Origin of the sequence: Streptomyces roseifaciens (assembly GCF_001445655.1) — a bacterium.
GTDB lineage: Bacteria > Actinomycetota > Actinomycetes > Streptomycetales > Streptomycetaceae > Streptomyces > Streptomyces aureoversilis.
In genome coordinates this window covers 63,899-85,809 of record NZ_LNBE01000004.1, presented here as the reverse complement: position 1 = coordinate 85,809, position 21,911 = coordinate 63,899, and the positions used below count along the sequence as shown (strand labels likewise).

The 21,911-nt window shown below is 73.4% G+C and carries 16 protein-coding genes; 2 read left to right on the top strand and 14 right to left on the bottom strand.

What is annotated here, in order from left to right; genetic code table 11:
• Nucleotides 1-86: 86 nt before the first annotated feature.
• The 10 genes from AS857_RS17455 to AS857_RS17410 form a co-directional block, all read right to left on the bottom strand.
• A complete protein-coding gene (locus AS857_RS17455) occupies nucleotides 87-584 on the bottom strand; it encodes a hypothetical protein (RefSeq protein ID WP_058044249.1) in 498 nt (165 codons plus the stop codon).
• Between the two features lie 129 nt (nucleotides 585-713).
• Nucleotides 714-3,038 carry a xanthine dehydrogenase family protein molybdopterin-binding subunit gene (locus tag AS857_RS17450; protein ID WP_058044248.1) on the bottom strand — a complete coding sequence of 775 codons (2,325 nt, stop codon included), beginning with the start codon at nucleotides 3,036-3,038 and terminating at the stop codon, nucleotides 714-716.
• Between the two features lie 32 nt (nucleotides 3,039-3,070).
• Nucleotides 3,071-5,482, bottom strand: a complete 2,412-nt coding sequence (locus AS857_RS41515) for a (2Fe-2S)-binding protein (RefSeq protein ID WP_058044247.1) — start codon at nucleotides 5,480-5,482, stop codon at nucleotides 3,071-3,073.
• Nucleotides 5,479-6,375 (bottom strand): FAD binding domain-containing protein, encoded by an 897-nt coding sequence (locus AS857_RS17440; RefSeq protein ID WP_058044246.1) that lies wholly within the window; start codon nucleotides 6,373-6,375, stop codon nucleotides 5,479-5,481. The genes AS857_RS41515 and AS857_RS17440 overlap by 4 nt, the downstream gene beginning before the upstream one ends.
• A 297-nt stretch (nucleotides 6,376-6,672) precedes the next feature.
• The gene (locus AS857_RS17435) at nucleotides 6,673-8,343 is read right to left on the bottom strand and encodes a beta-N-acetylhexosaminidase (RefSeq protein ID WP_058044245.1); all 1,671 of its coding nucleotides are present in this window, start codon (nucleotides 8,341-8,343) and stop codon (nucleotides 6,673-6,675) included.
• 5 nt (nucleotides 8,344-8,348) lie between these two features.
• The gene (locus AS857_RS17430) at nucleotides 8,349-9,230 is read right to left on the bottom strand and encodes a carbohydrate ABC transporter permease (RefSeq protein ID WP_058044244.1); all 882 of its coding nucleotides are present in this window, start codon (nucleotides 9,228-9,230) and stop codon (nucleotides 8,349-8,351) included.
• A complete protein-coding gene (locus AS857_RS17425) occupies nucleotides 9,227-10,174 on the bottom strand; it encodes a carbohydrate ABC transporter permease (RefSeq protein ID WP_058044243.1) in 948 nt (315 codons plus the stop codon). Before AS857_RS17425 ends, AS857_RS17430 begins: the two co-directional genes overlap by 4 nt.
• Before the next feature lie 27 nt (nucleotides 10,175-10,201).
• Nucleotides 10,202-11,506: an extracellular solute-binding protein gene (locus AS857_RS17420; protein ID WP_058044242.1), complete on the bottom strand. Its 1,305-nt coding sequence runs from the start codon at nucleotides 11,504-11,506 to the stop codon at nucleotides 10,202-10,204.
• A 339-nt stretch (nucleotides 11,507-11,845) separates the two neighbouring features.
• Complete coding sequence (locus tag AS857_RS17415; RefSeq protein ID WP_078660579.1) at nucleotides 11,846-12,139, bottom strand: DUF3039 domain-containing protein; 294 nt, start codon at nucleotides 12,137-12,139, stop codon at nucleotides 11,846-11,848.
• Complete coding sequence (locus AS857_RS17410) at nucleotides 12,126-13,400, bottom strand: MFS transporter (RefSeq protein WP_079110480.1); 1,275 nt, start codon at nucleotides 13,398-13,400, stop codon at nucleotides 12,126-12,128. Before AS857_RS17410 ends, AS857_RS17415 begins: the two co-directional genes overlap by 14 nt.
• A gap of 136 nt (nucleotides 13,401-13,536) precedes the next feature.
• On the opposite strand from AS857_RS17410, the gene AS857_RS17405 reads away from it, so the two are divergent.
• Nucleotides 13,537-14,394 (top strand): LysR family transcriptional regulator, encoded by an 858-nt coding sequence (locus AS857_RS17405; RefSeq protein ID WP_058044241.1) that lies wholly within the window; start codon nucleotides 13,537-13,539, stop codon nucleotides 14,392-14,394.
• 68 nt (nucleotides 14,395-14,462) lie between these two features.
• Here the strand turns inward: AS857_RS17405 and AS857_RS17400 are convergent, their stop codons facing one another.
• Nucleotides 14,463-15,059, bottom strand: a complete 597-nt coding sequence (locus tag AS857_RS17400; protein WP_058044240.1) for a YqgE/AlgH family protein — start codon at nucleotides 15,057-15,059, stop codon at nucleotides 14,463-14,465.
• A gap of 229 nt (nucleotides 15,060-15,288) precedes the next feature.
• Between AS857_RS17400 and murA the strand changes: the two genes are divergently transcribed.
• On the top strand, nucleotides 15,289-16,632 hold the full coding sequence (gene murA / locus AS857_RS17395; RefSeq protein WP_058044239.1) for a UDP-N-acetylglucosamine 1-carboxyvinyltransferase: 1,344 nt from the start codon (nucleotides 15,289-15,291) through the stop codon (nucleotides 16,630-16,632).
• A 361-nt stretch (nucleotides 16,633-16,993) separates the two neighbouring features.
• Here the strand turns inward: murA and AS857_RS17390 are convergent, their stop codons facing one another.
• The 3 genes from AS857_RS17390 to AS857_RS17380 form a co-directional block, all read right to left on the bottom strand.
• On the bottom strand, nucleotides 16,994-17,275 hold the full coding sequence (locus AS857_RS17390) for an HU family DNA-binding protein (protein WP_004951951.1): 282 nt from the start codon (nucleotides 17,273-17,275) through the stop codon (nucleotides 16,994-16,996).
• Nucleotides 17,276-17,548: 273 nt separating this feature from the next.
• Nucleotides 17,549-18,982, bottom strand: coding sequence for an NAD-dependent malic enzyme (locus tag AS857_RS17385; protein WP_058044238.1), 1,434 nt, complete (start codon nucleotides 18,980-18,982; stop codon nucleotides 17,549-17,551).
• A 543-nt stretch (nucleotides 18,983-19,525) separates the two neighbouring features.
• Nucleotides 19,526-21,859: a HelD family protein gene (locus AS857_RS17380; protein WP_079110479.1), complete on the bottom strand. Its 2,334-nt coding sequence runs from the start codon at nucleotides 21,857-21,859 to the stop codon at nucleotides 19,526-19,528.
• Nucleotides 21,860-21,911: the final 52 nt, after the last annotated feature.

Below are 21,911 nucleotides of genomic sequence, written 5' to 3'. Positions count from 1 at the left end.
GGTGCGCATACCGGCGGGAAGCGGGGGTCCTTGGCGCTTCTGGTCACGGCTCGGTCGGTCATGAGTGCTGTGCTTCCTTCCCGCCTTTAGAAGTGACTTTTCCCGTTGGGTTCGCTGTTGCCGCGCAGATCCGTACGGCCCCCCGTCCGCGACGTGTGCGGCTGCGCAGGCCCGGTGTCCGGGTCCGGGTCCAGCTTCGGGTCGTACTGGCGCTGCATCCGCTCGTGGATCGCCCAGAGCTTCTCCCGCTCCTCCGCGTCCGTGTTGGCGTAGCCCGAATGGGCATCCAGGACAGCGGAACTCAGCGCTTGGATCTGGTCGTTGAGGAGGTTGGCCAGCGTCACCAAGTCGTTGTGGACGTCGCGGTAGACACCGAAGAGGGCCTCTGCCGCGTGGAAGCCCTGACCCAGGTGGGCCTGGGTCAGGGCGGTGTCGGCGACCTTTCCCGGTGCGCCGTCGGACTCGTCGAGCGTTTTCAGCAGATCGTCGACCCTGCCCTTGAATTTTTTCAGGGTCGCCAGTTCGGCGGCCAGGCCGCCCTTCGGGCCCTGTCCCGCTCCCCCCGGAGTTGCGTACCCAGTCACGTGCGCCTCGTCACTGCCTTCCCCACCCGCCAACCGCCCGCCGTCACATGTAACTTCACGCTACACAGTATCGCCGGGCAGTGACACGCAAAGACTCGGCTGAACGGTCAGCCGGGCGTCAGGCGGGCGTCAGCCGGACGTCGCCACCGCCGCCTGCGGCCGGATCGGCAGCCGGTTGACCGGGCGTCCCGTCGCCGCGCGCACCGCCGACGCCACCGCCGCCGGCGACGTCACCACCGGTACCGCGCTGATCGCCTTGGCCCCGAAAGGAGCAACGACGTCGCGCTCCTCGACCAGCTTCACGATGTGGACGTCCGGGGTGTCCAGCGACGTCGGCAACGCGTATCCCGTGAAGTCCGGGCGGCGGACCATTCCCCCCGCCGTGCGGAGGTTTTCCGTCAGGGCCGCGCCGACGCCCTGGGTGATGCCCGCCTCGATGCGGGCGCGGGCCTGCTTCGGGTTGAGGACTCGGCCCACGTCCTGGGCCACTGCCATTTCGACGACCCGGACGGAGCCCAGTTCGACGTCCACGTCCACGACCGCGCGCACCGCGCAGAAGGCCATGCCCACGAACGCGTCGCCCTGGCCCGATTCGTCCAGCGGCTCCGTGGGGTGGGGGCGGCACTGGGCCGTGGCCCAGAGTTCCTTGCCCTCCAGGGCCTCGGCGACCGTCGTGCTCAGCACCCCGTCGTACGACGTGATCTTGCCGTCGGCGATGGTCAGCAGCTCCGCCGACATGCCGAACTGCGCGGCGAGCGGCTGCAGCAGCTGCGTCCGCACCATCCGCGCCGCCCGCTCGACCGCGCCGCCCGACACCCACGTGTGGCGGCTGTGCGCGCCGGGGCCGGACGGGGGCTGGTCGGTGTCGACGGGGGCGACGTAGACCTCGTCCAGGCCCAGGACCTCCTGGACGATCTGGCGGGCGAGGGTCGCGAAGCCCTGGCCGGTTTCGACCGCCGCGCAGATGACCGTGGCCACCGGGCCCGTCACCTTGACCGTGGCCGTCGAGACCTCGTCGGCGCCCTCCGCGCCGAGCATGTGCACCATGCCCAGGCCGTAGCCGACGCCGCGCCGCACCGCGCCGGCCTCGCCCGCGCCGTCGGGGCCGCCGGGCAGCACCCACTCCTCCTCGGGGTCGTCCGAGGGGAGGGCGGGCAGCGGGTAGTCGCGGACGGCGCGCAGGAGTTCGGCGACGGGGGCGGGGCAAGTGACCGTCTGGCCGGTGGGCAGCAGGTCGCCAGTCGCCAGGACGTTGCGCAGGCGCAGCTCGGCCGGGTCCAGGCCCATGCGTGCCGCGAGCTTGTCCATCTGGCCCTCGTACGCGGCGCACACCTGCATGGCGCCCTCGCCGCGCATGTGGCCGGACGGCGGGTTGTTGGTGCGGACGGCCCAGCCCTCGACGAAGGCGTGCGGGACGACGTACGGGCCGCAGGCGAAGGCCACGGCGGCGGCCAGCGCGTCGGACGAGGTGTCGGCGTAGGCGCCCGCGTCCAGCAGGATCTGCGCCTCGACCTTCACCAGCTTGCCGTCGGCGTCCGCGTGGTGGCGGTAGCGCAGCAGCGTGGGGTGGCGGTGCGGGTGGCCGAGGAAGGACTCCTCGCGGGTGGCGACGAGCTTGACGGGGTGGCCGGTGCGCAGCGCGAGCAGGCCGAGCGGCAGCTGCATGCCGGGGTCCTCGCGGTCGCCCATCGCCCCGGGCACGCCGGTGACGACGACCTTCACGCGCTCGGGCGCCAGGCCGAAGCATGCGGCGGCCAGGTCGCGGTCGGCGTGCGGGTCCGTCGACGCGGTGTAGATCTCGACGCCGCCGTCGGGACGCGGCACGGCGAGGCCGGCCTCGGCGCCGATGGGCGCGGGGTCCTGGCGGCCGATCCGGTAGAGGCCCTCGACGATCACTTCGCCGACCGCATCGGGGTCGCCGAAGCGCAGCGGGATGTGGCGGATCAGATTGCCGTCGGGGTGCAGCGGCTCGGCGGAGAAGGCCTGCTCGGGGTCGGTGACGGGCTCCAGCACCTCGTACTCGACGGCGATGGCCGCCGCGGCGAGCCGCGCCGTGTCGGGGTGGTCGGCGGCGACGGCCGCGATCGGCTCGCCGTGGTGGCGCACGATGTCGGACGCGAAGACCGGGCGGTCGGCGATCTTGCGGCCGTGGGCGGCGTCACCGGGCACGTCCGCGTGCGTCACGACGGCGCGGACGCCCGGCATCCGGGCGGCCTCGCTGGTGTCGATCGACAGGATGCGGGCGTGCGGGTGCGGGGAGCGCAGGAGCGCGGCCCACAGCAGGCCCTCGGCCCACAGGTCGGCCGCGTACGGGTAGATGCCCTGGGTCTTGGCCTCCGCGTCGGCCGGGGTGAGGGAGGCGCCGATGCCGCGCTGCGGTTCGGCTGGGCCGCCGGGCGAGGCGAGCAGAGGGACGGCGGTGGCCGTGGCGGCACCTTCGGCCGCGCCCGCCATTCCCGTCATTCCGCCCATTCCGCCGCTTCCCGTCATGCCGTCGTCGCCTTTCCGCTGCCCCCGCCGTGCGGGCCCGCCTGGTGCGGGATACGGGCCTGGTCCGCATCCGGCTGCACCTCGTGCTGCTGCGCTTCCGCGTCCTGAAGCTCCTGCGCCGCGGTCGCCTCGCGCTCGCCGACGACCTGCCGGACCGCGTCGAGCACGCCCCGGTAGCCCGAGCAGCGGCAGAGGTTGCCGCAGATGGCCTGACGGGTCTCCCGCTCGGTCGGGGCGTGGTTGCCCTCGAGGAGGTCGTGCATGGTCATCGCCATGCCGGGCACGCAGAAGCCGCACTGCACGGCGCCGCACTCGGCGAGCGCCCGCTGCACGTCGGACGGCCGGCCGTCGACGGCCAGGCCCTCGACCGTACGGACCTCCGCGCCGGCCGTGGTGGCCGCCGGGACGAGGCAGGACGCGACGAGCCGCCCGTCGACCTGGACCGAGCAGGCCCCGCACTCGCCCTGCGAGCAGCCGTCCTTGGCCCCGGCGAGGCCGAGGCGCTCGCGCAGGACGTAGAGCAGGGACTCGCCGATCCAGGCGTCGGTCACGGGCCGGTCGGTGCCGTTGACGCGCAGGACGTAGGACGTGCAGGGGTGCTCGTTCTGCGGGACGCCGAGGGGGTCGGAGAGGTCGAGGGGGTGACCGGTGGACCCGGCGGGATGGTCTGTGGACCCGGCGGGGTGACCGATGGACTCGACGGGGTGGCCTGCGGACCCGGCGGGGTGGCCTGCGGACCCGAGGGGGTCGGCGGCACCGAGGGGATCGCCGGCGCCGAGGGTGTCGTGCGCCGGGATGCCGGGGCCGGGGATGGCGTGTTCCGGAATGCCGGCGCCCGGGTCGGCGTCGGCACCGGAGGCGTCCTGATCGCGCTCGGGGCCGTCGGCGGGCGCGGCGGGCGACGCCGCCTCCTCCGCCACGGCATCGGCCCCCACGGCCTCGGCAGCTACGGCATCGGCCGCATCCGGCGATCCCTGCGGCGGTACGAACTGCTCGGGCAGCGTCGGCTGGGCGTGCTGCTCGGCCGGGCCCGGGTGGGCGAACGACTCGGCGTGCACCGCATGCTGCGAGTGCGGCGCAGGCTGCTGCTCCTGCCCGTGCTCGGCAACGGAACCCTCCGGCTGTCCCGCGGGCTCCGGCTCCGGCTCCGCCGCGGACGACGGCTCCTCGGAGGCGAAGGCGGAAGCGGAGGCGGAAACGAAGGCGGAAGCAGCGGGCGGCTCGTGCTCCGTCCCGGCCGTCCCCGGCGTCGCGACCCCGCCCGGATTATCGCTCGTACCGGTGACGTCGCTGACGTACGCCGGCACGGTGAACGTGCTCGTCGCGTCCACGGCCGGAGGCTCGCCGGGCAGGGCGGAAGCGGAACTCTCCGCGGCCGCGCCGGGGAAGCCGTCCCGCGCGTACTCGCCGGACGTGTCCGCCGCATCCGCCGCGTCCCCGGGCAGAACCGGAACCGACCACTGGCCGGTGTCGGCGCCCGGGACGGGCGTACCCGCGGCCGGGGTGGCCGCGGCCAGCGACTGGCGCCAGGAGTCGTCGACGGGCTGCGCCGACCAGGGAGCCGGCGGCGTCACCGGCGCCGCGGGCGCCTCCGGGGCGGCACCGCGGACGAGGTACTCACCGGACTCGTCGACGGGGTCGTCGCCCGCGGCCGGCACGGACCACTGGCCCGTCGAGCCGGCACCGGGCGCCGGCCACTCCGCCGTGGCGTGCGGGTCGGCACCACCGTCGTGGAGGGCACCGTCGTGGAGGGCACCGTCATGGTGACCGCCGTCGTGAGCCCCGCTGCCGTGCACGCCACCGTCATGAAGCCCGGCGTCGTGAAGCCCACCGTCGTGAAGCCCGGCGTCATGCACACCGGCGTCGTGCACGCCACTGTCGTACAGACCGCCGTCGTGCAGACCGCCGTCGTGCAGACCGCCGTCATGAAGGCCACCACCCTGGGCGCCACCATGGGCGCCACCGACGTGCACGCCCTCGCCGTACGTCTCACCGTAGGCGCCGTCATGCGCACCACCGTGGACCCCGCCATGGGCCTCAGAGGTCTCGGACACCGGCTCGTAGCCGCCCTGATGGCCACTCTCATGGCCACCCGCGTCCCCATGCCCTTGCCCGTGTCCATGCCCTTGCCCGTAAGCCCCAGGCGCGCCCCACTGCCCCTGCACCCCCGCACCGGCCGCCGCCGGTGCCTGCTGCCAGGAGTCGGTGGAGGGCGGGGTGTAGCCGCCCGAGCCGGCCGCGGCCAGCGGGTCCCAGGCGCCGGTGCCGTTCATGGCTGCGCCCGGATGCGCGAGGAGCTCCGGGGGCAGCTGCAGGAACGTGGTGCCCTCGTCGTACTCCCCGCCGCGCGGGATCGGCTGCCAGCCGACCGGGCCGGCGGCGTGGGCCTGTCGCTGTTCGTCACTCACGCGAGTGCCCTCCCCAGTGCTCGGCGGGCCAGAGTCGCCACCGTACGACGCAGGTGCAGCGCGGCGGGCGGCAGGGTGCCCGGCTCCCCGCCGTCGGGAGCGGGCGCGGGGTCCGGGATGCACGCCGCGGCGACGTAGTCGCCGAAGGCGGCGCACGCCTCGGGGGCGAGCGTGCGCTCGCCGTCCCAGTCGATGAGGGAGGCGACCCAGCGCTCGGCGTCGAGCGGGCGCAGCGGCATGGGCGCGACGGCGCCCACCGCACAGCGCACGCCCCGCCGGGCGGGGTCGAGGACGACGGCGACGGACGCGGTGGCGCGGCCCGGGCCGGTGCGTCCGGTGGCCTTGAGGAAGGTCTGCGGGGCGTGCAGCAGGGGCACGCGGACGTAGCCGATGAGCTCGCCGGGGGCGAGCATCTCGTAGCCCGTCAGGAGGTGGCCGACGGGGATCTCGCGGCGGCTGCCGCCGGGGCCCGCGATGACGAGGGTGGCTTCGAGGGCGGCGAGGACGGGCAGGGCGTCACCGGTCGGCGCGGCGGAGGCGATGTTGCCGCCGAGGGTGCCGGCGTTGCGGATCTGGGGCGGGCCGGCGGCGCGGGCGGCGGCCGCGAGCGCCGGGATGAGCGCCGCGAAGTCGGGGCGGCCCATCCGGGCGTGCGTGAGGCCGGCGCCGAGCAGGGCGTGGCCGTCCTGGTACTGCCAGCCGCGGATCTCGCTGATGCGGCCGAGGCCGACGAGCCCGGCGGGCCTCAGCAGCCCGGAGTTGACGGCGGCCATCAGATCGGTGCCACCCGCGACGGGCACGGCCGCGGGCATGGCGGCCAGCGCCGCCACGGCCTCGTCGAGCGAGCCCGGCAGCGTCACCGTGTGCGCTGCCTGCGGTGCGTGCGTGGTCAACCCAGCTGCCCCTTCCCCGGTGGTCCCGGCTGTCCGGCCTGATCCCGCCGTACGATCCCGCCGTACGGTACGTCCTCACGGCCCGGACGTGGCAACTCTGGCACATCTTCGGACTCCGCCGTCGCGAGGGTCCACGAACCGCCGATCCGTCCCCGGCAATGCGAATGGTCCGATTTCCGGGAGTGTCCCCGCTGTGTACGGATTGCCATTTTAGGGGGCCTTTTTACGACTTACGGCAGTGTGTGAAGGACTACCGTGCCAGCCGTCCGGCGCAACGGCGCGCAGCTTGGCCGTGGCTCACACGATCGGGGGCGCGCCCTCGATCGGGCGTCCGAGGACGCCCGGGCGGCGCTGCCAGGGCCTGGGGCCGCCGGGCGGCCGGTAGTCCACGCCCAGGGCGTCGAGCCGGGCGTAATGGGCGGTCATACGGCGTTCGAAGGCGCGGTGGTCGCGCTCGGCGGGCGCGGGCAGGTCCGACCAGACGGCCTCGGCGAAGGCGGCCAGGCGCGGGAAGGCCTGGTAGTCGACGCGCTGCTGGTTCTCCGTCACCTCGCTCCAGAGGTTGGCCTGGGCGCCCAGGATGCGGGCGGCCTCGGCGCCGGTGAGGCCGGGCGGCACGGGGTCGAAGCGGTAGACGTCCTCCAGGGTGCGGACGTAGCCGATGGGTACGGGCTCGTCGGTACCGGGCGCCTGCCGGTGGTCGAGGTACACCTGCTGCTCGGGGCACATGACGACGTCGTGTCCGGCCCGCGCGGCGGCGACGCCCCCCGCGTAGCCCCGCCAGGAGGAGACGGTGGCGCCCTCGGCCAGGCCGCCTTCGAGGATCTCGTCCCAGCCGGCGAGGCGCCGGCCGCGCGCGGCCAGCCAGCGGTCGAAGTGCCGGACGAACCAGCTCTGCAGCTCGTCCTCGTCCGCCAGGCCCAGCTCCCGGATCCGGGCCTGTGCGGCCGGCGACGCCTTCCACTGGTCCTTGGGGCACTCGTCGCCGCCGATGTGCACGAACGTCGACGGGAAGAGGTCGAGGACCTCGGTGAGGACGTCCTCGTAGAAGGCGAGCGTGGCGTCGGAGGGGGCGAGGACGTTCGGGCTGACGCCCCACGTGTCCCACACCGTCAGGGCGGCGGTGTCGACGACATCGGCGTTGCCCAGCTCGGGGTACGCGGCGATGGCGGCCTGCGAATGTCCCGGGACGTCGATCTCGGGGACGACGGTGATGTGCCGCTCGGCCGCGTACGCCACGATCTCGCGGATGTCGTCCTGCGTGTAGTACCCGCCGTGCGGCCGCTCGTCCCACAGCGGCGAGGCCCGGTGCCCGGCCTTGGTGCGCGGACGCCAGGCGCCCACCTCCGTCAGCCGGGGGTGGCGCAGGATCTCGATGCGCCAGCCCTGGTCGTCCGTCAGGTGCAGGTGCAGGACGTTGAGCTTGTGCGCGGCGAGGAGGTCGAGGTAGCGCAGCACGCCGTCCTTGGGGAGGAAGTGGCGGGCGACGTCGAGGAGGACGCCGCGCCAGGCGAACCGTGGCGAGTCCTGGATGGCGACCGCCGGCACGGCCCACTCGCGCTTCCCCGTGACCGGCGCCCGCCGGAAGGCCTCGGGGCCGAGCAGCTGACGGAGGGTCTGGGCGCCCCAGAAGACCCCGGCCGCGCTGCCGCCCTGGATGTGCACCCCGTATCCGCTGTTGAAAACGGTGTAGCCCTCGGGCCCGAGCTCGGATTCCAGTTCAGGCGAGATGCGCAGGCTGATGCAGTTGTCCCCGCCCTCGACCTCCTCGCCGTCCGGAAGCGGGAGCCCGGTGGCGGCGCCGACGGTGGCACGGAGCCAGCGTGCGACGCCCTCGGTGCCCGGCCGGGCCTCGATGCACGTCGCTGCGTCGAGGACGGAGAGCCGCCTGCGGCCGGGGCCGACCACCGGGGTGGATTCCCGGGCGGCGGGGATCAGGTCCCCCAGGGACGATTCGGAATGACTCATGGGATTCAGTCCTTCACCGCTCCGCCGAGGCCCGACACGAGCCTCCGCTGTACGAGTACGAAGAAGACGAGTACCGGGACGGTCATGACGGTCGACGCCGCCATGATGCCGCCCCAGTCGTTGCCCTCGTCCTTGAAGAAGACGAGGAGCGCCATCGGCAGGGTGGAGTTCTCCGTGGCGCTGACGATGAAGGACTTCGCGAAGAGGAAGTCGTTCCACGTCGAGATGAAGGAGAAGACGCTCGTCGCGACGAGCCCGGGGAAGACCAAGGGGAAGAGGATCTGCCACAGGAAGCGGGCACGGCTCGCGCCGTCGAGGTAGGCCGCCTCCTCCAGCGCCTCCGGCACGGCCCGGACGAATCCGCGCAGCATCCAGATCGCGAAGGGCAGCGAGAAGGCGATGTGGGGCAGGATCAGCGACCCGAGGGTGTTGAGGCCGATGCCCGGGACGGTCTGCCCCGCGTCGCGCAGGAGGAAGAACAGCGGGATGGTGAGGGCCTCGACCGGCACCATCTGGGCGACGAGGAACATGACGAGCAGCGTCGTCCGGAACCGGAAGCGGAACCGGGTGACGGCGGTCGCGGCGAGGAAGGCGACGACCGCGGAGACCACGACGACGGTGCCCGCGACGAGCAGGCTGTTGAGGAAGTAGCGCGCGAAGTCCTGCTGGCCGAAGACGCGGCGGAAGGCGTCCAGGGAAGGCTCCGACGTCCAGGGGCGGGGGTGTTCCGACTGCACTTCGCCCGCCGGTTTCACCGCGGACAGGACCATCCAGTAGAGCGGGAAGGCCACCACGACGGCGGTCAGCAGGGCGGCGGCCTCGGCGGCGAGGCGCCACGGGCGGCGGACGCGGGGGAAGCGGACGCCGGCGAAACGAGGAAAGCTCATATCTCCTCCCCCTGGCGCCTGAGCAGCCGCAGGTATCCGAGCGTGACGGCGAGCAGGATCAGCAGCATGACGACTCCGATGGCCGAGCCGAGGCTGTACTGCGAGGAGGCGAACGCCTTCTGGTAGGCGTAGACGTTCAGGGTCAGGTTCTGTCCGGCGACCCCGCCGCCGTTGGTCATCACGTAGATCTGGGTGAAGACCTTGAAGTCCCAGATGACCGACTGGATGGTGACGACGACGAGGATCGGCCGGAGCATCGGTGCCATGACCCCGCGCCAGACGCGCCACTGCGAGGCGCCGTCCAGGGCGGCCGCCTCCAGGACCTCGCGGGGAATGGCCCGGATGCCCGCGTAGACGGTCACCATGACGAAGGGGAACGAGCACCAGACGACTTCGAGGAGGACGAGCGCGAAGGCGCTGTAGCGGTCGTACGTCCACGCGTAGCCCTCGAAGCCGGACAGGCCGAGCCACGCGAGCGCCTTGTCGACGGGCCCGAAGTCGGGGTCGAAGAGGAAGAGCCAGACCGTCGAGCCGGTGACGGCTGGCGTGGCCCACGCGCCGAGCGCGGCGGCCATCAGGGCGAGGCGGGGCAGGGCGCGCACGCGGGTGAGGAGCACGGCGAGCGCGCAGCCGACGGCAAGGGTGGAGAGCACGCACGCGGCCGCGAAGACGACCGTCGTGACGAGCACCTCCCGGAACTGGGCGTCGCCGAAGAGGGCCGCGTAGTTGCCGAAGCCCTGGAAGGAGGTGGGCCGGCCGCCGCTGACCTGGGCCTGCGTGTACTCCAGGAAGGAGATGAGGCCGAGCTCGTAGACGGGGTAGACCAGCAGTCCGCCGATGAGGACGAGGGCGGGGGCGAGGTAGAGCCAGGGCGTCCACCTGCTGCGGGGGCGCGCCGCTGCTGCTCCGGCCCGGGTACGCACCGCTTTGCCGCGGGTTCGCATCACTGCTCCGCTCCGGGTACCCATCACTCAGCCCGCCGCCCTGAAGGCGGCGTTCATCTTCCGCGCGGCGGCCGAGGCGGCCGCGTCCACGCTCCTGCGGCCGCTCACGATCTCCTGGAGCATCGTCGGCAGGACCTGCCCGGCGTCGATGGCGGCCCAGGCGGGGGTCACGGGCACGAAGGCGGCGCCCGCCGTGAGCGTCTTCACGAAGGGTTCGACGAAGGGCTGTCTGCGGGCCGCTTCCCGGCGCACGTCCGTGTAGGTGGGCAGGAAGCCCATGGCGTCGAAGAGCTCGGACTGGGTGCGCTTGCCGGTGAGGGTCCGCATCAGGGCGACGGCGAGCGTGCGGTGGGAACTGCCCTTGAGGACACCGATGTTGTTCCCGCCCGCGAATGCGGGGGCGATGCTGCCCTCTTCGGCGCCCGGCAGCGGGACGACCGCGTACTTGCCTCGGGCCTTGCCGTTCTCGACGGCCCGGTGGCTGAAGTCGCCGCCGATGGCCATGGCCGCCTTGCCCGATGCGAAGGCCTCGACGGTGGCGTTCCCGCCCATCTGCGCGCACTTGGCGGGCGGGCAGTTGTGGTCGCCGAACAGGCCGGTGTACGCGGCGATGCCCTTCTTCGCGTCCTCGCGGTCGATCGCGGCGGTGTACTTCCGGCCCTTCTGCTGCGCGAGCGCGCCGCCGTTGGCCCACAGGAAGGGCAGGGCCCCGTACGTGTACGCGCCGCCGACCACGAGCCCGTACATCCCGGGCCGCTCCCGGTGGACGCGGCGCGCGGTCTCCGCGAGCTCCGCCTGGCTGCGCGGCGGCCGGAGGCCGAGCTCGCGGAAGACGTCGGTGCGGTAGTAGAGGGCGCGCACGCCGACGAAGAGCGGTGCGCCGTAGACCTTGCCGTCCACGGTCACCGAGCGGCGGGCGGCGGGGTCGGTGTCCTTGGCCTCGGGCCAGGCGGCGAAGTCGGCGGTCACGTCGGCCAGTCCGCCGTCGCGCACGTAGCCGGCGGTGTCGGTGTTGCCGTACTCGATGACGTCGGGGGCGCTCGCGGGGTCGTTGAAGGCGGCCTTGATCCGCTGGGCGCGCGTCTCGACGGGGATGTAGGTGACGTCGACGGAGACGCCGCGGTGTTCCCGGGCGAAGTCGGCGACGGCCTTGTCGACGACGGCGGCCTTGGGTTTGTTGTCGACCTCCCGGAAGAGCCAGACGCGCAGCCGTCCCGTGCTGTCGTCGCCGCGGGCGCCGCCGACGGAGGTCGAGGGGGCGCAGGCGGTCAGGAAGAGGGCGGCCGCTGCCAGGGCCGCCCGGGCGGACGAGCGACGGCCGGACGGCGTCATGGGGTCCCCTCCCGTGTGGCGTTGCAACATACGCAATGGGCGTTTCGCTCAGCACAACTGGCAGGAGAGTAGAGGCGTGCCATGGCCCGGACAAGAGGTCTCCACCACTCCGTGATCCGCAAAAGCACCCTGCGCAACGCGCACGGCCCCGGGGCGGAAGGCTCATGGCGCTCCGGGCGGGACGCTCACGCTCTCCGGGCGGGCCCCTCACACCCCCGGGCACGGACACACGCGCCCCCGCCCGCAAACGCACACGGCCCCCGGGACGCGCCTCAGCGCGTCCCGGGGGCCGGGAAAGATACGGTGGTGCCGGTGCTGCCGGCGGTGGGGAGCCGGGCCCTACTTCTTGTCGCCGCCCTTGCCGCCCTTGTCCTTGTCCCCGCCGGCGCCCATGCCGTCGAAGATCTCCTTGCACATCGGACAGACCGGGTACTTCTTCGGGTCGCGACCCGGGACCCAGACCTTGCCGCAGAGGGCGACGACCGGGGAACCGGAGAGCGCGCTCTCCATGATCTTGTCCTTCTGGACGTAATGGGCGTAGCGCTCGTGGTCGCCGTCGCCGTGCGACACCTGCGGCGTCGGCTCTACGAGGGTGCCGGTCCCTGCCCCGCGCTCGGGCTCAAGAGTGCTCATGGTCTCCAAGGGTACTGGGGGACACCGCCGGGGACCGATCCCCGGTCCGCTCGTTTCCCGCCCGGGTCGCACCCCCGGCCGCACCTCCGGTCGTACCCCCGCTCACGCGCCCGCTCGCGCCCCCGCCGGAACGGGCCCCCGCGAGGGCGTGGAGCAGCAGACCGGCCCCGGCGGCGGCCGCGGCGGCCCACGGCAGGGCGGACGGCCGCAGGCCCGCGGAGAGCGCGAGCCCGCCGAGCGCGGAGCCGACCGCGCTGCCCAGGTAGAGGGCGGAGTTGTTCAGGGCCAGGACCACGGTGCCGCGGCCGGGCCGCAGCGTGAGCAGCCGGTGCTGCTGGGGCACCTGCAGCGCCCAGCCGGCCGCGCCCCACAGCACGAGCGCGAGCCCGGCGGCGAGCGGGACGGGCGCGAGGAGGGGCAGCGCCGCCTGGGCGACGGCGATCCCCGCCAGCACCACCCCGGCCAGCGCCCGCGGCCGGGCGCCCCCGTCGACGAGCGGCCCCGCGGCGAGGCTGCCGAGGACGCCGCCCACGCCCCAGGCCCACAGGTACGGGGTGACGCCGTGCCCGCCGCCGGCCGACTCCATGACCGGCGCGAGGTAGGTGTAGAGACCCAGGCTGGCGACGGCCGCGAGGAAGGAGACCGCGACGACGGGCGCGACGGCCCGGTCCGCGAGGGCCGCGAGCCGCTCCCGGGCGGCCACGGCGACGGGCGGTGCGGGCAGCGGCGGCAGCAGCGCCGCGAGGCCCGCGAGGGCGGCCGCGCCCAGCGCGGTGACCAGCCACAGCGTGGCCCGCCAGCCGGTGTGCTCGGCGAGCAGGACGCCGAGCGGCACGCCCAGCACCGTGCCCGCGCTCATCCCGCCCATGACGAGGGCGAGCGCCCGGCCGCGCCGCTCCGCCGGCACCAGCGAGGAGGCGGCCGCCGTGGACAGCGCCGAGTACAGCCCCGCCCCGGCCCCGGCGGCCACCCGGGCGGCGATCAGGAACCCGAAGCCCGGCGCGAGCGCGGTGAGGCCGTTCGCGATGGTGAAGACCGCGAGGGCCGCGATCAGGGCGGCGCGGGGCCGGCGGCCGGAGAGCAGGCTCGCGAAGAGCGGCGCGGACACGGCGTAGGCGAGGGTGAAGGCGGTCACCAGCTGCCCGGCGAGGGCCACGTCCGTCCCGGTGTCGTCGGCGATGGCGGGCAGCAGCCCGGCCATGACGTAGGCGTCGAGGCCCAGGGTGAAGGACCCCAGGGCCAGCAGCAGGATCTTGCGCACGGCGTGTCTCCCGTCGTTCCTGCGTCCGATGGCGTGTGAGGGACGGCATCGGACGCATCCATGTGACGGCGGGACGCTAGGCAGCCGGCGCGGGCGCGGGGAAATGCCTCGTGGGGCCTATTTATGCTGGGGCCGCATGAATGATCACTCCGGCGGCGTCCCCGACGTCGGCCTGCGCCAACTGCGCTGCTTCACCGCCGTCGTGGAGGAGCGCAGCTTCACCTACGCCGCGGCCCGGCTGGGCATGGGACAGCCCGCGCTGACCCGCGCGGTGCAGTCCCTGGAGGAGGCGACCGGCTCCCGGCTGCTGGAGCGCACGACGCGCCGCGTCGCCCCCACACCCGCCGGACAGCGGCTGTACGAGGAGCTGAGCGCGCTGCTCCCCCGCCTGGAGGACGCCCTGCGCGCACCCTGCCGGGAGACCGTGCTGCGGCTGGGGTTCACCTGGCTGCTGCCGGAGGCGTGCGCGCGGCTGGTGGAGGACTTCAAGGCGGCTACGGGCGCGGGCGTACGGCTCGTACGCCGTGACGCGGCCCTCGCCGGCCTCGACACGGGCGAGACGGACGTGGCCGTGCTGCGCGGCGCGGAACCGGCCGGCGTGCGCAGCCGGGTCCTCTTCCACGAGGACCGCGTGGCGGCCGTCGCCCGCTCCTCGCCGCTGGCCCGCCGCCGGGTCCTGGACTGGCCGGAGCTGGCCGCGCTGCCGCTGGTCGTGAACACCGTCAGCGGAACGACACGCCCGGAGCTGTGGCCGGAGGGCGAGCGTCCGGCGGTGGCGTGCACCGCGGGGAACTTCGACGAGTGGGTGGAGTCGGTGGCGGCCGGTCACGGGGTGGGCGTGACGCCGCGCTCGGCCGCCGAACGCTACACGCACCCCGGCGTGCGCTTCGTACGCCTGAAGAACGCGCCACAGGTGCCGGTACGGCTCGCGGTGCCGGCGAAGGGCGCGCATCCGCTGGCGGAACGGCTCCTGCGCATGCACGCGGCCGGCTGAGCGCGCAGGTCGGTCCGGGCTCGCGGGGGGCGGGTCAGGCTCGCGGGGGGCGGGTCGGGCGCTCGGTGTCAGTTCAGGCTCGGGTCGTCCGGATACGTGGCGACCATCGCCAGTTCGTTCCGCTGGCGCCGCAGCACCGCGCGCCACAGCTGCGACGGATCGGGCGACGACACGTCGCCCGGCTCGGACTCCACCACGTACCACGCGCCCTCCACCAGCTCGTCCTCCAGCTGGCCGGGGCCCCAGCCGGCATAGCCGGCGAAGATCCGCAGCGAGCCGAGGGCGGCCGCGAGCAGCTCCGGCGGGGCCTCCAGGTCGACGAGGCCGATCGCGCCGTGGACGCGGCGCCAGCCGAGCGGGCCGTCGCCGACGACGGCCGAGGCGCCCGTCTTCTCGTTCCCCTCCCCCGGCACCACGGCCACGCCCAGCGCCGAGTCGAGCGAGACGGGCCCGCCCTGGAAGACCACGCCCGGCTCCCCGGCCAGCGCGGCCCAGGACTCCAGGATGTCGCCCACCCCGACGGGGGTCGGGCGGTTCAGGATCACTCCGAGGGAACCCTCCTCGTCGTGGTCGAGCAGCAGCACCACCGCGCGGTCGAAATTCGGGTCAGCGAGCGCCGGTGTCGCGACAAGCAGTCGTCCTGTGAGCGAGGACACCTCGGACATGGGCACATGATCCCGCATTTCGGGCCCGCGCGGGGGGCGGACGCCCACTCCGGCAAGAAAGGGGCGGCCCCCGGCGCCCCGCCGATAACCGGTAGCGACCATTCCATTAACAGAGCGTGTTGTTGCAAAGCCATGACGTGCCCGGAGCCCCCTCGGGCATGCAGGGCGGCCCCCTCGTCGCATTACCCTTTCTTCTTGCCCCCTGCCCAACTCCAGGAACGCGAGATCCATGACCGGCCCTGACGATGTCCTGCTTGTCCACGGCGGTACCCCGCTCGAGGGCGAGATCCGTGTCCGCGGCGCGAAGAACCTCGTGCCCAAGGCCATGGTCGCCGCGCTGCTCGGGCACGGTCCCAGCCGGCTGCGCAACGTCCCCGACATCCGCGACGTACGCGTCGTGCGCGGACTGCTGCAGCTGCACGGTGTGACCGTCCGCCCCGGCGACGAGCCCGGTGAGCTGGTCCTCGACCCCACGTACGTGGAGAGCGCCAACGTCGCGGACATCGATGCGCACGCCGGCTCCTCGCGCATCCCGATCCTGCTGTGCGGCCCGCTGCTGCACCGCCTCGGCCACGCCTTCATCCCCGGCCTGGGCGGCTGCGACATCGGCGGCCGGCCGATCGACTTCCACTTCGAGGTGCTCCGCCAGTTCGGCGCGACCATCGAGAAGCGCGAGGGCGGCCAGTACCTGGAGGCCCCGCAGCGGCTGCGCGGCTGCAAGATCCGGCTGCCCTACCCCTCGGTCGGCGCGACCGAGCAGGTGCTGCTGACCGCCGTCCTGGCGGAGGGCGTCACCGAGCTGTCCAACGCGGCCGTGGAGCCGGAGATCGAGGACCTCATCTGCGTGCTGCAGAAGATGGGCGCGATCATCGCCATGGACACCGACCGGACCATCCGGATCACCGGTGTCGACAAGCTCGGCGGCTACAACCACCGCGCGCTCTCCGACCGCCTCGAGGCCGCCTCCTGGGCGTCCGCGGCGCTGGCCACCGGCGGCAACATCTACGTGCGCGGCGCCCAGCAGCGCTCGATGATGACCTTCCTCAACACCTACCGCAAGGTCGGCGGCGCCTTCGAGATCGACGACGAGGGCATCCGCTTCTGGCACCCGGGCGGCTCGCTCAACGCCATCGCGCTGGAGACGGACGTCCACCCCGGCTTCCAGACCGACTGGCAGCAGCCGCTGGTCGTGGCCCTGACGCAGGCCTCGGGCCTGTCGATCGTCCACGAGACGGTGTACGAGTCGCGCCTCGGTTTCACCTCGGCGCTGAACCAGATGGGTGCTCACATCCAGCTGTACCGCGAGTGCCTGGGCGGTTCCGCCTGCCGCTTCGGCCAGCGCAACTTCCTGCACTCGGCGGTCGTCTCCGGCCCCACCAAGCTGCAGGGCTCCGACATGGTCGTCCCCGACCTGCGCGGCGGCTTCTCGTACCTGATCGCGGCCCTGGCCGCGGAGGGCACCTCGCGGGTCCACGGCATCGACCTGATCAACCGCGGCTACGAGAACTTCATGCAGAAGCTGAAGGATCTCGGCGCCAACGTGGAAATGCCCGGCGGCGACACCGGCGCCTGAGCCTCTCCGCGCCGCTCCCGGACCCCCGGCTGGGGGTCCGGGGGTTACCCCCCGGGAAGAAACAGCATGCAGAAGCTGAAGGACCTCCGCGCCAACGTGGAAATGCCCGGCGGCGACACCGGCGCCTGACGCGCGTCCCGGTCGGAGTCCGCGGCACGGACGCCTGAGGCTAGCCGTTCTGACGGGCCGTAAGCGCCTGTACGGGCCATTCAAGGCCCGTACAGGCGCTTTCGTGCATCCGGGTGGCCGTACGCCGTCCACGGGCCTTGCAGGGCCCGTAGAAGCCCGGGAAAAGCCCGAAGGGCGGTCACCCCGGCCCGGGGTGACCGCCCTTCCAGCGCTGAGCGCAGCGCTGAAGGCCTTACTTGCCCTTGGCGGCTTCCTTGAGCTTGGAGCCCGCGGAGACCTTCACGCTGTAACCGGCAGCGATCTGGATCGGCTCACCCGTCTGCGGGTTGCGAGCGGTCCGAGCGGCACGGTGGGTGCGCTCGAAGGTCAGGAAGCCGGGGATGGTGACCTTCTCGTCGCCCTTGGCGACGACCTCGCCGACGGTCTCGGCGAGCGCGGCCAGAACGGCGTCGGCGTCCTTGCGGGTCACCTCGGCGCGGTCGGCCAGCGCGGCCACCAGCTCACTGCGGTTCATGTTGTACTCCCGTGTTCTTCTTGCCAATGAGGCGTGAGATCGAAGCCGATGCTGCCAGGGCCCTCGGACAGTCCCCGGACCCGGGTCCGTTGCCAGACCCTCGCGCCCGGTTACGCATCCTGCCCCCACCAGTGGCGGGAAAGCCAATCCGGCACCCTGGAGAGTCACACGGAAAGCGGCACAGCCTCGGATACAGCCGCATTTCTGCGGCCTGATTTCTGCCCGACACCTTAGGGGCAGGTCGCGGGCCCGTGGGCCCGCGACGCGCCGTCATCAGACGGTCGTGGTGCCCGTCACAGCCGCACCGGCGGCCTTCGCGGCCTCGCGGACCGCGCCCGCGACCGCCCCGGCGACCTTGTCGTTGAAGACGCTGGGGATGATGTAGTTCGCGTTGAGTTCGTCCTCGGCGACGACGTCGGCGAGGGCGCGGGCGGCGGCGAGCATCATGTCGGTGTTGACCGTGCGGGACTGGGCGTCGAGGAGTCCGCGGAAGACGCCGGGGAAGACCAGGACGTTGTTGATCTGGTTGGGGAAGTCGGAGCGGCCGGTGGCGACGACGGCGGCGGTCTTGCGGGCGATGCCGGGTTCGACCTCGGGGTCGGGGTTGGCGAGCGCGAAGACGATGGCGTTGTCGGCCATGGCGGCGACGTCGTCACCGCCCAGGACGTTGGGGGCGGAGACGCCGATGAAGACGTCGGCGCCGCGCACGGCTTCCTTGAGGGTGCCGGTGATGCCTTCGGGGTTGGTGTTGTCGGCGATCCAGCGCAGGGCGGTTTCGGGGCCGGCGTCGACGAGGTCGGGGCGTGCGGCGTGGACGACGCCGTGGATGTCGGCGACGACGGCGTGCTTGACGCCGGCGGCGATCAGGAGCTTGAGGATGGCCGTTCCGGCGGCGCCTGCGCCGGACATGACGACGCGTACGTCGCCGATGGCCTTGCCGACCACGCGCAGGGCGTTGGTGAGGGCGGCGAGGACGACGATGGCGGTGCCGTGCTGGTCGTCGTGGAAGACGGGGATGTCGAGGGCTTCGCGCAGGCGGGCTTCGATCTCGAAGCAGCGGGGGGCGGAGATGTCCTCGAGGTTGATGCCGGCGAAGCCGGGGGCGATGGCCTTGACGATCTCGACGATGGCGTCGGAGTCCTGGGTGTCCAGGCAGATCGGCCAGGCGTCGATGCCCGCGAAGCGTTTGAAGAGCGCGGCCTTGCCCTCCATCACCGGCAGCGCGGCCTTGGGGCCGATGTTGCCCAGGCCCAGCACCGCGGAGCCGTCGGTGACCACGGCGACGCTGTTGCGCTTGATGGTCAGGCGGCGGGCGTCCTCGGGGTTCTCGGCGATGGCCATGCACACGCGGGCGACGCCGGGGGTGTAGATCATGGAGAGGTCGTCGCGGTTGCGGATGGGGTGCTTGGACGCCATCTCGATCTTGCCGCCGAGGTGCATCAGGAACGTACGGTCGGAGACCTTGCCCAGGACGACGCCTTCGATGCCGCGGAGCTTCTCGACGATCTCGTCGGCGTGCTCGGTCGAGGTCGTCGCCATCGTGACGTCGATCCGCAGCTTCTCGTGACCGGAAGCGGTCACGTCGAGGCCCGTCACCGAACCGCCCGAGGATTCCACGGCCGTGGTCAGCTCACTGACCGAGGTCCCGCTCGCGGGAACCTCCAGCCGGACCGTCATCGAGTACGAGACGCTAGGCGCCGTTGCCATGGCCGACTTCCTCTGCTTTCCCTTGTTTCGCTGGTGCGCGCACCGCCGGGCCGACGGGACGCCGACCGAGGGAGCGCAAGTAACGATCGTCCCACCTACCGACCGGTAGGCGGTAACCAGGGGTGAATTTCGGAAATAAAGTTCCGCAGAGCAAGAGGCGTTGATGACGCCGCCGGGCCGCGCCCGGGCCCGGAAACGCCGACGGGCGCCCCTCCGAAGAAGGGCGCCCGTCGGGACGCTGACGACACCGACCCGCCATGCTCGCCTCGCGGCAAGTGGTCGCTCGAAGCGACTAAGGTTGGGCCCGGGGGCTTGGATCGAGCCGGTGCCACACCCAGGCTAACAAACCGCCCCGGGAAGTCATTCCGCCAGGGGAAGTTCGCCCCCGAGAGCGTCGTTCCACCCCCCGGCCGGCGGAGCCGCGGCGCCCCTCCCGGTACCGCGGCCCCTCGTACCGCAGCCGCCCCTCTGGTACCGCGGCCCCATGACGCGCCCCCCGCACCGCGCAACCGCCGTACCGCGCAACCCCCGTACCGCGCGGCCTCAGTCCCGCAGCAGGTCCGGCACCCCGTTCGCGTCCGGGTCGTCGCGCTCGCCCGAGAGCACGGTCAGCCGCTGGGTGGCACGGGTCAGCGCCACGTACAGCACCCGCAGGCCCGCCGGGGACTCGTCGGCGATGTCGGCCGGCGAGACGACGATCGTCGCGTCGTACTCCAGGCCCTTGGCCTCCAGGCTGCCCAGCACCACGACCCGGTCGCCGAGCCCGGCCAGCCAGCCGCGGGCCTCCGCGCGCCGCGCCATGGGCACGACCACGCCGACCGTGCCCTCGACGTCCGCCAGCAGGTGCTCCGCCTCGGCCCGGACGGCCGGGGCGAGGGCGGCGCCCGCGACGGCGAAGCGCGGCACGACGCCCGTGGAGCGGACGGCCGCCGGGGACTCCATGCCCGGCATCGCCAGCGCCAGCACCTTGGCCGCGAGCTCGGCGATCTCCGCGGGGTTGCGGTAGTTCACGGTGAGCCGGAAGCGGGTGCGACGGCGGGCGCCGAGCGCCTCGTCGCGGGCGGCGGCGGCCTCGTCCGGGTCGGACCACGAGGACTGCGCCGGGTCGCCGACGATCGTCCAGGTGGCGGTGCGGCCCCTGCGGCCCACCATGCGCCACTGCATGGGCGTCAGGTCCTGCGCCTCGTCCACGATGACGTGCGCGTAGTCGCGGCGCTCCTCGGCCAGGCGCTCGGCGCGCTCGCGGCGCGACTCCGAGCGCTGCGGCATCAGCTCCTCCAGCCCGGTGAGGTGGTCGAGCGGGTCGTACTCGCGCGGCTTCCTCGGGCGGGCCGGGGCGCCGAGGAGCGTCTCCAGCTCGTCCAGCAGGGCCACGTCGTGCACGGACAGCGGGCCGCGCCCGGCGGCGTCCAGGCGGCGCAGCGAGCGGGCCAGCAGCCGGGTCTCGCGCGGGTTGAGCACCCGGCGGGCGGAGCGGGCGAGGCGCTTCTCGTCGGCCATGCCCGCCAGCACCTGACGCGGCGTCAACTCCGGCCACCAGGCGTCGAGGAAGGCGAGGAAGTCGTCCTCGGTGGTGATGTCCTCGTCGAAGGCGGAGCGGGCCTCGGCGGCGAGCTCGGGGTCGGTGTAGCGCTTGGGTCCGCCGGCCCTGGACCACAGGGCGTCGAGGATCAGCCTGCGGGCGCGCGGGCGCAGCAGGTTCACCGGTGCGGTGCCGCCGAGGGCGGTGTTGCGGATGCGCTTGAGGTCCTCGGCGCCGAGCTCGATGCGGGCGCCGAAGGCGACGACGCGCAGCCGGTCGGGCGGGCCGGCCGGGCCGGCGGTCTCCAGCGCGCCGCGGACCGCCTTGCGCAGCACCTTGAGCATGCGCGAGGAGCCCTTGACACGGGCCACGGCCGGCTCGTCGTACGTGTCGGCCTCGGCGCCGTCGACCAGCGAGCCGACGGCCCGGATGGCGACCTGCCCCTCCTCGCCGAGGGAGGGCAGCACGCCTTCGGTGTAGGAGACGAGCAGCGGGGTCGGGGAGACGACGAGGATGCCGCCCGCGTAGCGGCGGCGGTCCTGGTAGAGCAGGTAGGCGGCGCGGTGCAGGGCCACGGCGGTCTTGCCGGTGCCGGGGCCGCCCTCGACCTCGGTCACCGACGCGGCGGGCGCGCGGATGACCATGTCCTGCTCGGCCTGGATGGAGGAGACGATGTCGCGCATCGTGTGGCTGCGGGCCTGGCCGAGCGCGGCCATCAGCGCGCCGTCGCCGACGACCGGCAGGGTGTCCCCGCCGAGGGTGGCGATCAGCTCCGGGCGGAGCAGGTCGTCCTCGACGCCCAGGACGCGGCGGCCCTTGGAGCGGACGACGCGGCGGCGGACGACGCGGCCGGGCGCGACGGGCGTGGCGCGGTAGAAGGGCGCGGCCGCGGGCGCCCGCCAGTCGATGACCAGCGGGGAGTAGTCGGCGTCGAGGACGCCGATGCGGCCGATGTGCAGGGTCTCGGCGATCTCGGCCCGGTCGCCGCGGACGGCGTCGTCGGCGGGCTCTACGGAGGTGTAGGCGCCGTCGGGGCCCTTCTTGCCGTCCTTGCCGAGCAGCAGGTCGATGCGGCCGAAGAGGAAGTCCTCGAATTCGTTGTTGAGCCGGTTGAGGTGCACCCCGGCGCGGAAGACCTGGGCGTCCCGCTCGGCGAGCGCGCCGGGCGTGCCGACCTGCCCGCGCTTGGCGGCGTCGTCCATGAGGAACTCGGCCTCGTGGATCTTCTCCTCCAGACGCCGGTAGACCCGGTCCAGATGCTGTTGTTCGGTACCGATCTCGCGGTCGCGGACCCCGTCGGGCTCGCTCTGCGGTCCGGTCGCCACCTGCGCGTGCGTGGCGTTCTGCGCGGCCACCCAAGCCCCCTTCTGCTGTGCCTAGGGCAGCCGTCAACCGTACGCGAACAGG